This window comes from Aquimarina sp. (genome assembly GCF_977115655.1).
Window position 1 is genome coordinate 52328 of record NZ_CDSBKO010000013.1, and the last position, 13400, is coordinate 65727.

Annotated in this window: 12 protein-coding genes; 5 read left to right on the top strand and 7 right to left on the bottom strand. The window is 32.6% G+C overall.

The window, feature by feature from the left end:
• Positions 1-23: 23 nt before the first annotated feature.
• Positions 24-599 carry a TetR/AcrR family transcriptional regulator gene (locus tag ACZIYX_RS07615; protein WP_462681615.1) on the bottom strand — a complete coding sequence of 192 codons (576 nt, stop codon included), beginning with the start codon at positions 597-599 and terminating at the stop codon, positions 24-26.
• A gap of 112 nt (positions 600-711) precedes the next feature.
• On the opposite strand from ACZIYX_RS07615, the gene ACZIYX_RS07620 reads away from it, so the two are divergent.
• Positions 712-1869: a homogentisate 1,2-dioxygenase gene (locus tag ACZIYX_RS07620; protein WP_462681616.1), complete on the top strand. Its 1158-nt coding sequence runs from the start codon at positions 712-714 to the stop codon at positions 1867-1869.
• A 93-nt stretch (positions 1870-1962) separates the two neighbouring features.
• Complete coding sequence (gene hppD, locus ACZIYX_RS07625) at positions 1963-3126, top strand: 4-hydroxyphenylpyruvate dioxygenase (RefSeq protein WP_462681617.1); 1164 nt, start codon at positions 1963-1965, stop codon at positions 3124-3126.
• Between the two features lie 61 nt (positions 3127-3187).
• Here hppD and ACZIYX_RS07630 read toward each other — a convergent pair whose 3' ends face one another.
• Both ACZIYX_RS07630 and ACZIYX_RS07635 read right to left on the bottom strand, forming a co-directional pair.
• Positions 3188-3979, bottom strand: a complete 792-nt coding sequence (locus tag ACZIYX_RS07630; protein ID WP_462681618.1) for an MOSC domain-containing protein — start codon at positions 3977-3979, stop codon at positions 3188-3190.
• Positions 3980-4027: 48 nt separating this feature from the next.
• Positions 4028-4924: a DMT family transporter gene (locus ACZIYX_RS07635; RefSeq protein ID WP_462681619.1), complete on the bottom strand. Its 897-nt coding sequence runs from the start codon at positions 4922-4924 to the stop codon at positions 4028-4030.
• A 314-nt stretch (positions 4925-5238) separates the two neighbouring features.
• Between ACZIYX_RS07635 and ACZIYX_RS07640 the strand changes: the two genes are divergently transcribed.
• Genes ACZIYX_RS07640 through ACZIYX_RS07650 form a run of 3 tightly spaced genes read left to right on the top strand, consistent with a single transcriptional unit; the run spans position 5239 to position 7545 of the window.
• Positions 5239-5940 (top strand): CoA transferase subunit A, encoded by a 702-nt coding sequence (locus ACZIYX_RS07640; protein ID WP_462681620.1) that lies wholly within the window; start codon positions 5239-5241, stop codon positions 5938-5940.
• Between the two features lie 30 nt (positions 5941-5970).
• On the top strand, positions 5971-6624 hold the full coding sequence (locus tag ACZIYX_RS07645; protein ID WP_462681621.1) for a CoA transferase subunit B: 654 nt from the start codon (positions 5971-5973) through the stop codon (positions 6622-6624).
• A 42-nt stretch (positions 6625-6666) separates the two neighbouring features.
• Entirely contained in the window at positions 6667-7545 is an 879-nt protein-coding gene (locus ACZIYX_RS07650; protein ID WP_462681622.1) for a flavin reductase family protein, read from the top strand.
• Positions 7546-7616: 71 nt separating this feature from the next.
• On the opposite strand, the gene ACZIYX_RS07655 is transcribed toward ACZIYX_RS07650, so the two are convergent.
• From ACZIYX_RS07655 to ACZIYX_RS07670, 4 genes are all read right to left on the bottom strand, one after another.
• Positions 7617-8423: a hypothetical protein gene (locus ACZIYX_RS07655; protein WP_462681623.1), complete on the bottom strand. Its 807-nt coding sequence runs from the start codon at positions 8421-8423 to the stop codon at positions 7617-7619.
• A 2-nt stretch (positions 8424-8425) separates the two neighbouring features.
• On the bottom strand, positions 8426-9937 hold the full coding sequence (locus tag ACZIYX_RS07660; RefSeq protein ID WP_462681624.1) for a zinc-dependent metalloprotease family protein: 1512 nt from the start codon (positions 9935-9937) through the stop codon (positions 8426-8428).
• 345 nt (positions 9938-10282) lie between these two features.
• Positions 10283-11392, bottom strand: coding sequence for a hypothetical protein (locus ACZIYX_RS07665; protein WP_462681625.1), 1110 nt, complete (start codon positions 11390-11392; stop codon positions 10283-10285).
• Positions 11393-11478: 86 nt separating this feature from the next.
• Entirely contained in the window at positions 11479-13125 is a 1647-nt protein-coding gene (locus tag ACZIYX_RS07670) for a hypothetical protein (protein WP_462681626.1), read from the bottom strand.
• Between the last annotated feature and the right edge of the window lie 275 nt (positions 13126-13400).

Genomic DNA, 13400 nt, shown 5'->3' on the forward strand with positions numbered 1-13400 from the left:
TAAATTTACTCTGGTTTGTGTATTTATTTCCCCATTCCTGTAAAGACAAAATCAGAAATTTGTTTTTCTAGTTCAAACGGGTTTATTTTTGATTCCCCATCTGTATATTTATCATATATCCATCGTAAAGAAGATAAAAATGAATAAGTAGCTATTTCAATATCCATTGCTCTGAATTGTCCTTCTTCTATTCCTTTAGCAATTACATCCCGTATTTTGTTTTCATACACCTTTTTTCCTTCAATAAATTCAGTTAATTTAGGCTCTTTAAGGTTTCGCCATTCATTAACCAATAAAGCCATTTTGTAAGGCTTTTTTGCGGTTAATTGAATATGTGTAGAAATTATTAATTTTAATTTCTCTTCTGGAGAATACGAAGATTTTAATATATTATTTAAAGAATCATGAAATTCATAAGAAATATCAAAAAGATAAAGCTCTAATAGTGCCTGTTTAGAGTCTATGTAATTATAAATATTTGCAGGCTCAAAATCTAATCTTTGCGCAATATCACGCATAGTTACTGCTTTAAAACCTTTTTCGTGTATAAGTTTTAAAGACTCTTCAAAAAACTTTTCTTTTTTTGTAGCTGGCTTCATATAATGACTTTACCTCTGTTTGATTGAAGTCAAAAATACTGAAAATAATTTGGGGATAATTATTATTTGTATATATTTACATTAACAAACGTTAATATATAAATATAAGCACATGCCGATATATCATAGTCTGGGAAAAATACCTCAAAAAAGGCATACTACATTCAAAAAGGGTGATGGTACGTTATATTACGAGCAATTGTTTGGAACCATAGGTTTTGATGGTATGTCTACTTTGTTATATCACGAGCATAGGCCAACACAAGTAAAAGAAATAAAAAACCAATATAGTGTGGCTGCAAAAGTCGCTATTGCAAATAATATCAAATCCTATCGTTTCAGAGGATTTCAAGTACCTCCGGAAGATGATTATTTGAAAAGTAGAAAAACCATTTTAACCAATAGCGATTGTAATATTATTCTGGCTTCTCCCAAAAAATCCTTACGAGATTATTTCTATAAAAATACAGATGCAGACGAGCTGATTTTTATTCATAAAGGTTCTGGAAAATTAAGAACTTTTGTTGGAAATATTGAGTTTTCTTATGGGGATTATTTGTTGATACCCAGAGGAATAATTTACCAAATTGATTTTGATACCGAAGACAACAGGCTCTTTATTGTAGAGTCGTACAGACCAATCTATACGCCAAAAAGATATCGAAACTGGTTTGGGCAATTATTAGAACATTCTCCTTTTTGCGAAAGAGATATTAGAAGACCATCAGAATTGGAAACATTTGATGAAACTGGTGATTTTTTAATGAAAGTTAAAAAACAAGATGAAATTATAGAAATGGTATATGCAACCCATCCTTTTGATGTGGTTGGGTACGATGGATATAATTATCCGTATGCTTTTTCTATTCATGATTTTGAGCCTATTACCGGGCGTATACACCAACCGCCACCAGTGCACCAAACTTTTGAAAGTGATGCATTTGTAGTATGTTCTTTTGTCCCAAGATTATATGATTACCACCCGGATAGTATTCCTGCTCCATATAACCATAGTAATATAGATAGCGACGAAGTATTGTATTATGTAGATGGAGATTTTATGAGCAGAAATGATATCGACGCCGGCCATATATCATTACACCCGGCAGGAATACCACATGGTCCCCATCCTGGTGCTACAGAGCGTAGTATTGGACAAACCGTTACTGAAGAATTAGCAGTAATGGTAGATACTTTTAAACCTTTAAAAATTACAGAAGAAGCTATGAAAATAGCAGACGAAAGTTATCATAAATCCTGGTTAGAATAAAGATAACCAATAACAAATAAACCGGATAACATAACAATGTGTATTGTTACAAAAGGTGCATTCAAAAAAAAAGTACAGTTTAAAAAATAAAAAATGGCAAGAGAAACAAAAAGTTTAAAAGACCTGCAAAACACAGAGTATAGTCTAAAAAAAATCTTTAGCGAAGCAGAAGATTTTCTTCCATTGTTAGGAACAGATTATATAGAGTTATATGTTGGTAATGCCAAACAAGCTGCTCATTATTACAAAACAGCTTTTGGGTTTCAATCAGAAGCGTATGCAGGGTTAGAAACCGGATTAAAAGACAGGGTGTCTTATGTACTTAGACAAGACAAGATAAGATTGGTGTTAACATCACCGCTTAATCAGGGAGGAGATATTAATAAACATATCGATGTTCATGGGGATGCAGTAAAAGTAGTGGCACTATGGGTAGACGACGCAACAAAAGCCTATGAAGAAACTACCAGTAGAGGTGCAAAATCCTACATGAAGCCAACTCGCGAAGAAGATGAATATGGTCATGTAATTCGATCAGGAATCTATACGTATGGAGAAACAGTCCATATTTTTGTAGAAAGAAAAAATTATGATGGTATATTTTTACCAGGATATCAAAAATGGGAATCTCATTATAACCCCGAACCTGTAGGATTAAAATTTATAGATCATGTGGTTGGTAATGTAGGGTGGAACGAAATGCGAACCTGGTGTGAGTTTTATGGCAAGGTTATGGGATTTGCCCAGATTGTATCCTTTGTAGATGATGATATTTCTACAGAATATACAGCACTTATGAGTAAAGTAATGAGTAATGGTAATGGTAGGGTCAAGTTTCCTATCAACGAGCCGGCAAAAGGAAAGAAAAAATCTCAGATAGAAGAGTATCTCGACTTTTATAATGGTCCCGGGGTACAGCATATTGCAATAGCAACAGATGATATTGTAGAAACTGTTTCTGAAATGAGAGACAGAGGAGTAGAGTTTTTATATGTTCCCGAAACGTACTACGATGATTTATTAGAAAGAGTAGGGGATATAGATGAGGATGTCGAGGTTCTTAAAAAACACGGAATTTTAATAGACAGAGATGAAGAAGGGTATTTGCTGCAATTATTCACAAAAAATATTTTGGATCGACCAACCATGTTTATTGAGATAATTCAAAGAAAAGGAGCACAATCCTTTGGAGTTGGTAATTTTAAAGCACTTTTTGAATCCATAGAGCGAGAACAAGCTAAAAGAGGAACCTTATAATCTTTTAAATAGTATAATTATTGCTGTAAAACCCAACTAAAATACTGGTTGGGTTTTTCTTTTAACCTGCTATAATCTCATCCCCGACAGAAATACTAAAATCTTTACTCTGTACAAGTTTAAAATATCTCCCAAACCATATTTTTCTTTCAGATAACCTATAAGTTGATAACGTTTGTAACGGTTCTTCTTCTTTTTTTCCTGTTTCCTGATTAACAGTAGTGATAGTACAACGGGCGCAAGATTTAGTTGCCATAAAAGAGGAATTCTTAATAGTAACAGAATTCCAGTTATCCTCTATAAAAGGAGTGCCTCCATCAAAGACTATATTTGGTCTAAAACGATTCATCTTAAGAGGAGAATATAACTTACTATTTAGATCTTTTAGAGAGCTGTTCCCTAAAAGTAAATACTGACTTCCGTCCTGAAAAAGAATCCTTGCTTCCTCATTTTGAGCAACTAGCCTTTTTTCTGTATTTGATTGGCGAACCAAATAAACTTCTCGCTCTAAGTGTTTTGAGAACCAGTCGTTCACTCTTTTTTCTTCTTTTAGAGCCATTACTTTTTCTTTAAAAATCGAAACCAGTATGGAATCTTGTAAAGAAGAATTTTTTATTTGAAATTTAAGAATATCTCCTTTGTAAGCAACAGACAATGAATCTTGGGATAAAGTAACAGTAAACAACGCTAATTTTGGCTCTTCTCTTTGTGTGATAAATCTACCACTGGGATCAATTAACATCCAATGTCTGTCATATTCGAAACCAGTTTCAGAAAGTGTTGCGCTTTGTAATGAAATCCCACCCAATGATTTGATAGGATAAACGTATAGTTCTAAAATTTTAAACATCATTTAAGCTTTAAAATATTTTGTATTTAATACTTTGAAAAAAATAGAGTTTTAAGGTGCACCTTTCTTTGAAAACCCAAATAATAATAACCCAAGGATTACCAGTATACCTCCTAATACTTGAATAGGATATATCTCTTCTCCAAAAGGAAAAGCAAGAAGTACTGCAAAAAACGGAATAAGATTCATGTACAATGTAGATGTTGTTGCTCCTAATTTAACAACACAAAAATAAAACGCCGTGTATGCAATGCCCGTGCCTAAAATACTCATAAATAAAATACTACTCCAAAAATACAGATCATAGGGGATAGGAGTAGATAACAATTCTGGTAACGAAAATAGTGTAAATAAAATAAAAGCCATTAATGAAGTAATCGCAGTCATTACTGTGGCATCTATATGGGGTAAATATTTACTCACAATTATTTGAGACAAAGAAAACACTATCGCCATTAATAAGATATAAACATCCCCAATTTCGAATTGTAATTGTGCTAGTTTGCCAAAATCTCCTTTCACTAAAATTATGGCAACGCCAAAAAAACTAATAACAATAGCCAACCATTGTATAAGAGTAATCTTCTTTTTTTGAAATAAAAATGTAAAAATAGCTGTAATGGCTGGACTAGTAGCAACAATAAGAGATCCATTTACAGCACTGGTTGTTTTTAAACCTAAATTAAAAAAGTAAATAGTTAAAAAAATCCCGAAAAAAGAAGTGAGAAACATATACCACCACTCTTTTATAGAAAATTTGAATTTGAATAAAGAGATGCCAAATTGAAAATATAAAATAATGAATAGAGAAATTATACCAAAAAAGAACCGCCATGCTGCTACACCCATAGGAGAATAAGAGTGTAAGGCTATTTTAACTACATGAAAATTAGCTGCCCAAAAAAGCATCGTAATTACAAGCAATAAAAGCGTAATTGTTTTACTCATATCTAATTATGATAAATTTTTAATTCCTTGTATACAACATGAAATAGTCAATTCGGATTTTGAAAACTATAAAGTTTGCATATTACAATATGGGAATAACCAAAATATCTAATTTAATCCTTTTGGGATTATATAAGCGATTTTTTTGTTAACAGTATAAATTAAAATCTATCATCATTAATCATGTTTTTTACTTAAAAAAGCAACAATCATTTATGTTAATAGTTGTTAATGTGTTCATTTATTAATTATATGTAATATGTTAACTCTTGTGTGTTATTTTTACTACATTTAAAGATTTAAACTCAAAAAATATGATTTCCAAAACGATAAAAGGAGTTCAAGAAGCCTTAGATGGAATTAGTGACAATATGACTTTCATGCTAGGGGGCTTTGGACTTTGTGGTATTCCAGAAAATGCAATTGCAGAATTAGTAAGAAAAGGAGTAAAAAATATAACCTGTATATCTAATAATGCAGGAGTTGATAATTTTGGATTAGGTCTTCTTCTTCAAAAAAAACAAATCAAAAAGATGGTTTCTTCTTATGTTGGAGAAAACGATGAATTCGAAAGGCAAATGCTTAGCGGGGAGCTGGATGTAGAGTTAATTCCGCAAGGTACTCTTGCAGAAAGGTGCAGAGCAGCCCAAGGTGGGTTTCCTGCATTTTACACACCGGCAGGGTATGGTACCGAGGTAGCTGAAGGAAAAGAGACCAGAGAATTTAATGGCAAAATGTATGTGCTGGAACATGCATTTAAAGCAGATTTTGCCTTTGTAAAAGCCTGGAAAGGAGATGAGGCTGGTAATTTAATTTTTAAAGGAACCGCCAGAAACTTTAATCCATGTATGTGTGGCGCAGCTACTATTACTGTGGCAGAAGTAGAAGAGTTAGTTCCGGCGGGAGAACTGGACCCCGATCAAATTCATATTCCGGGGATATTTGTACAACGTATATTTCAAGGAGTAAATTATGAAAAAAGGATAGAACAACGAACAGTACTATCCAGATCATAAACTTTTCAGAATTAGATAAACTATAACAGTATGCTAGATAAAAACGGAATCGCAAAGCGAATAGCACAAGAGCTTAAAGACGGATATTTTGTAAACTTAGGAATTGGGATTCCCACATTAGTTGCAAATTATATACCTAAAGATATTGCAGTAGAATTTCAAAGCGAAAACGGAGTGCTGGGGATGGGACCTTTCCCTTTTGAAGGGGAAGAAGATGCCGATATTATTAATGCAGGAAAACAAACTATAACAACTATGCCAGGTGCATCCTTTTTTGATTCTGCTACCAGTTTTAATATGATTAGAGGCAAACATGTGCACCTTACTATTCTTGGTGCTATGGAGGTTTCTGAAAATGGAGACATTGCTAATTGGAAAATACCAGGTAAGATGGTAAAAGGAATGGGAGGAGCCATGGATTTGGTTGCAAGTGCAGAAAATATAATTGTTGCAATGATGCATACTAATAAAGCAGGAGAATCAAAATTATTAAAAAAATGTTCTCTTCCGCTTACCGGAATAAACTGCGTAAAAAAGATAGTAACAAACCTTGCAGTTTTAGAAGTTACACCAAATGGATTTAAACTTTTAGAAAGAGCTCCCGGAATAAGTGTAGAAGAAATAAAAAAAGCTACAGAAGGAAATTTAATCATAGAAGGAGATATCCCTGAGATGATCTTATAAGAATATAATAAAAACAATATCTAGAAAATAAAAAGTAGCATAATGATCACTATAGATCCTAAAGAAATTTCCATAGGAAAATTGCATGGTATGATGTTAGGATCCATTGGTCCCAGACCAATTGCTTTTGCCAGTACCATAAATTCTAACGGAGTTCCTAATCTTTCTCCGTTTAGTTTTTTTAATGTATTTAGTGCAAATCCGCCAATTCTAATATTTTCTCCAGCCAGAAGAGTTAAGGATAATACCACAAAACACACATTAGAAAATGCAAAATCAACAAAAGAAGTAGTTATAAATATAGTTACCTATCCTATGGTACAACAAATGTCATTATCCAGTACAGAATATCCTGAAGGGGTAAATGAGTTTGAGAAATCTGGACTTACAATGGTAGCTTCTGAAAAAGTAAAACCTGCAAGAGTTAAGGAATCACCTGTACAGTTTGAGTGTAAAGTGAATGAAATAATACATTTAGGAGATCAAGGTGGAGCAGGAAACTTAATAATTTGCGAAGTACTTTGTATGCATATAAGTGAAGATATATTGGATAGTAATGGAGCTATTGACCAGCATAAAATTGATCTGGTAGCAAGAATGGGCGGTAATTGGTATACCAGAGCAAATATGGGGATGTTTGAAGTGCCTAAGCCATTAAGTACTTTAGGTGTAGGAGTTGATTTGCTTTCGGATACTATTAAAAATAGCACTGTTTTTACAGGAAATGATTTAGGAAAACTAGCGAATGTAGATAATATTCCTTCTATCCAAAAATCAGACGAATTTTTTAAGGAACAATTGGAGTTAAAAGAAAAAATTAATCAAGGTGCTATTGAAGATATTCATAGGCTTGCAAAACAGTATTTGGATCAGGATAAAGTAGATATTGCTTGGTATATATTGGTAGCAAAAGGATTATGATTAATCTAAAAAAATAAAAAAGGCAGCGTTTCTTGATATAAAAACGCTGCCTTTTTTATGGAAGGGTGTTTTTATTTGTCAGGACTTATCCAATCCAATAAAGAAGCTGCACCTGCACTAGCACCAGCAGCACCAGCAATTCCTCCTGCTACAGCACCAATGCCAGTAGGAGATCCAACCAATGCTCCACTAGTAGCACCAGCAGCATCTGCTATACCAACAACTAACCATTTCCACCAACGCCTTTTAGAGGAAACCGAACTATTTTCTGACCCTCCAAGTTGATGATTCCAGAAATATAAAGAATGCCGAGCAACAGAAGATATTTTTAAAACTTCGTCCTTTTCAGAATCTTTTAAGTTAGAAAACAAGATGTCATTTTCAAAATTTACAATTTTGTCTTTAACATCTTTATAAGTTAGATTTTGTTCTGAAAGAGAATTTTTTAAAATCCCGAATAAGTCATGGATTTTTTCTTTAGTTGCAGCAGTAAGGTTACTGTTTTTAATAACATTAGCATACAGATTTGTCGAGTCGGCTAAAACCTCTCGGGTTTCACTAATTTTCATACAGGTATGCGTGTAGGATTTATCAAAATACTCATGAAAAATGGTATTAGAGTACTCAATATACGCATCTGTGTTTTTTCCTAATTTAGCTTTGTTTAAAACGACCTTACTTAAAATAAAGTTATGTTTTATACCACTACTATCCCATTTGTTATTTTTGTTGTAGGGGTTTACCAATTCTTTTTTTGAAAAATCAGTAGAATCTTTTATATTTTTAATATCTACGATTTCGTTTTCGTCATTAGTTGAACAAGAGTATATCGCAAAAGCAAATATTGCAAGAAGGACTCCTAAAGCTAGTTTTTTCATTTTTATTTATTTTTTATAATATTACTTTCTAAAACCTGACCATCGTTTAGGTATTTTTTGATGATATGATGACCATTAGGCAGTGTATTTATTAAGTTTTCGTTTTGGATTTCCTGACTATTTAATTTTTTAACTTCATAATCCCCACCATACAACATAGCATCAAATGTGATCACTTCTCCGCCATTAAAAGAAGATGGCATAGGATAATTACAATTTTGTGTATCTGTAGTAGATACTTGAGTAATTTTTATACTAGTAAGATAAGGATGTCCAGTTGGTATTTGATGTATTCCATACGATTGCATAACCGTAGGAGTAGTCTGCCCACATCCTACAAACTCATAATCAAATCCTTTTTGAAAACGAGGAGGGCTGCTAGGAGGAGGTGTTCCTTGATGACCACCAGCGTATCCTCCATCAAAAGCAAGGTATAGTGCATCAACGGTATTCATTTTTGTATTTAAGAAACGATTAGGAACAGATTCGTCTGTAATAAAGTTTCTCATGTAGGTATATTGACCTTGTGTAAAACCAGTTCTACAAGTATTATAATATGCCATGATATTATTGATAGATGGATTAAACAAACTAAAGTTTACAGAAGTAGAACAAGTGGCATTAGCTTGCCAACCCTGAGGTCTGATAGTACAATTGGAGTTATACATTGCACTTCCACTCATATATTTTCGGATAGATCTGTCAGGATTAGTATCTTGTATTCTGTCTCCTAAGGTACTCCACTGGGATCCATCATAATTTTCTTCTAGTGCACATTCTGCGTCATTGGCTTCTGCCAGTTGTCCTCCTACCATTTTCCATTGTGTATGGGTATGATAAAGCCCTAAATAATGCCCCATTTCATGCGCTAACGTATAATATTTAAAATCAATACTTGAAGGATTAGAAGAGTTTAATACAGGAATTTGATCTTTACGAATAACAATAAATTTATCATATATATTAAATCCGCCTCCAAAATTTGCCATTCTGGTAATACATATACCATTGGTGCCTTGGCTTGTGGGAGATTGCCCGTTAAATGTGTCACTAATAAAAATATGAATAGCATCTGGGGTAGAGAGTGTAAAAAGAGGATTTATATTAGCAGCATTAAAATCTAATAATGCGGGATTTGATATATTATCATATCCTTTATATTTAAAAAATATATTAGCTTGATTGTAATTCACATTTAGAGATCCTACAATATCCAATGCTTTATTTTGTTGATCTGCTACAGGAACATTGTTACTTATAAAATGAACTTTTACATTTAATACATATTGTGTGTTAGAAGTAGCAAATGTAGGATTGCTTCCTATTTCTGCTCCGGTTAAATTTAAGTCACGTTTTTTAGGAGGAGGAGAGTGTGTTCCGCATTGCTCCCCGTAAAAAGGCATTATTGTTTGAAACTCGGTAGGGTTTTCAAATATCATTTCATCTTCTTGAGCCGAAATTAGCTGTATAGAAGATAAAATTAAAAAGTAAAATAATTTAAGGCTGTTTTTCATGTTTGTTGATTTGTTGTTTTAGTTATCTCCTTCTTTGATAATTCTTTTTTACATTTTTTTCTAAGCCTATATGAAGACCAAAACAAATACGATTTAAAAATTAACAGAAAGGAGTTTTATTGTGTTTTATGTGATAGGTAGTTCCTGTTGTAATTTTATGTTACCCTAAAAGGTGAAATATTTTAAAGACTATTTAAAAAAATGAGTAAGTTATACCTACATTAATTTTGAAATCGTTCCTATAGAAATTGAATTAGATCTTTTTTATTGAAAGGTTTACAACAAAAAAAGAGGGTGTTTGACTTATCAGTACACCCTCTAACTAATTTTTTTAATCCATTAGGGTTAATTCATTTCGTAATAATCTAATTTTAAATCGATAGAGCCTTGTTTATGAAAACCATAAACTTTTTGTGATTGGATTCCTATAATTAAACTGGCTCCCTGATATCTTGCGCCACTAAATTTAGCTTTTACTCTTCGTCGTCTTTTTTCTTTTACTTTAAATTTTCTAAAAGATTTCTCACATTTTTGATATAAAGTACCATCACTTGTACCATTAATGTCTGTTATTCCTACAGTGATCCTGGTTCTTCTTCTCTTCCATTTTCCTCTTTTCTTTTTGTACCCAACAGTCAAAGCAGATATTTTTTTGTATCCCCACCAATCATTATTGATAACTTTAGATTTTCTTTTTATCCGATTAGAGCCATTTTGATGATATCGAAATTCTTTGACAAAAGTTTTACACTCAGAATTGGTTTCTGTGATTTCTTTTCTGAAATCCTTTATGATCACATTTGGATTGTTAGTTGGGATATTGTTACTAACTTGTTCTATGGCTCTTATATCCCATTTTTGTACTTCAATCCAATGAAAATCATCTAGTCGTTTATAGTAAACATACTCATCCTTTGACTTGCCAATGATTACTTCTGAGTTGCTGCTTAATAACGATCTTTCGGTTTCATCTTCGATGAAATGGTTGTCAGGATCTTCATTTATATTCCAATCTCCATCTCCTTGTTTATCTAACCAATCGTTTTCTAAAGATTCTATTTTACTACGCAGGGAGCAAAATGCCAAATCGGTTTCAAATTTTCGTAAGGTATTATCCTCATCAAATCCTGATGCATCTGCTAAAGAATCGTATTCCTCATCGGTTATGTCTGCTGGTACAGTAGCGTCAAAACTATCACAATCATTTTCGATCATATCGTCTAGTTTATCGATAGTTTCCCAGTATTTATCCCAGCTAGGAAAGATCAAAATATTATTCTCACATTTTGTGTTATTTGCTATATTGATGGATTTAATATAGTCAAACATACTGCTTTGGGTTTTGGATACCTCCAAAGCATCTGTTGTTCCTATTTCTTGTATTGCATTATCGTTTTCGCAAGAAATAGACAGTAATCCTATTATGATTAGAATATTTAAAAGATTTGTTTTCATAAATATGGTGTTTTTAGGTTTTATTATAAACCAGAACTCGACTTAATACCATTTTAGCTTAAGTCGAGCAAAGGTTATATGAGTATTTAATCTATACCGACGTTAAATTTGCTTCCATGCCATCCATTGCCTCTACGTGCCGCTCCGATTATCTTTACTCTAAAATTTTCTGGACGAGTTAGTATATTACCCTGTACAGGAGAAAAACGCCATGCACTTCCTCCAGTTTCTGACACATTAAAACTAAATTCTGCACCCCAATCAAATGTTTTCTTTCGTACTCCAATTCCAAACCCTTTGTCTAAAAACGATTTCTGAAAGATTAGTTTTCCGTTTTCAGGAAACTTTGCCACAAATGTTCTGTTTGCTGGGGTTGTAGTAGAAGAACCTAATGCACCTTGCAATTGCGAAGTAACCGTTGAATATAGGTTATTGTAAAAATAGTCATTTAGTTTTGATGCTTTAAGATTGCTATCGATGCCATTTTGAATTTGATTATCCAACCAATCCCAACCAGTACTAAAAAACTCAAAAGATAAATCGTCTTTAAAGATCATTGGTAATGCGTTCATGTTAGCATAGGTTATTGCGGGAGTTCCCCAATTCCAACTAGGCAATGTTGTTGAGTTTTGTAGGTAAAGAATTTTTTGATTATTCATAAAATAAATTCTCTCCTTAGTTTGATTATTAATTGCAGTATTGCCTAATAGCTTATCTAAATCATACTGAAATTGCCCAGCTTCTACCACCAATCTAATTTCGTCTATAGCTTCGATTCTCCAAAACCCTGTCCAGCCTCTGTATTGGTGTACGCATTTAACGCCTAAGTGGTAAACAAGCAGGTAATTATAGTTAAAAGCTTTTGTTTTTACCCTTCTGCGTCTTTCATATTTATCTTTACATACGTTATTATCTCCAAATAAATTACCAAATAAGCCACTACTAGGAGTACAGTAACTTAAATTTTTAACAAAATTATTGTAACTAGGATCTGTAGCAGTCACAGATCCAGGAGTAGGATTATAAGTGCCTCCACCATAACCTGAATCTGGTAAAATAGGTTGAATTCTAAAATAAGACAGCCCTTTTTCAACAGGTTGTGTTATACCATTAATTGGAAATTCTTTATGTATAGCTTCTTTAGCTCTTTCATCAGTTTTATAAGTCAAATCCTGGGGAATATTCTTTGCTTCAAGATATTTTTGCAGATCTTGGTATTTGTCCTCTTTTACAATAAATAAACCTACATCTGTATATTTATAAATTTCATCAACAATTTGAATTTCAGAATTAAAATCTAAAAATGCAGCAAATGTATCATCACCAACGATCTCTTCGGTATAATCCAAATAGTCCAGAGCTTCATTTTTTTCTCCGCTAGGACTTCCGATTGGTGAGCTTCCTTTTTCTTCTATTTTTTTTAAATAATTTCTATATAGAAATTCTTCATTTTTTTCTGAAACTATTGGTCTTAATGAATAGAACCCTTTTTCATAAAGAGGTTGAAAATATTCGTACAATTTTTCCTCAGAGGCATCTGCAAAATTTTTGTATAAGTCTTGAAACTCTTCTTTGCTAGAAAAATATAATCGTCCATTTTTAATTAGACTTTCTCCCTTACCTGCTTTTGAGGTAGTCGAATTTTGATTTTCAGAAGATTCAATAAGTTCTTTTTCGCAAGAGCTTATAAATAATATCCCCAGTACTATAATTAGATATTTTAAATTTTTCATGTGAGTTAAAATTTGGTTTTAAGTTAAAAAGATGATTAAAAATTGTTTATTCACGAGTAGCTGTACCTATTTGTTTAATTAGCTACTTGGGTAATTCGGAAAGATTTTTTGATATTTCATGGTGCTGATAATTAGATTATAAACTTTTAATAATTGCATATACCCCAGCTAGTTCTTGCTTTTTGTTTCTGTTACCCTAAAAAATATTTTTTAATCCACATTGTGGAGTTTAATTCTCTCGAGGCTTACCTCGAAAACAAAATATATTTTCGGAA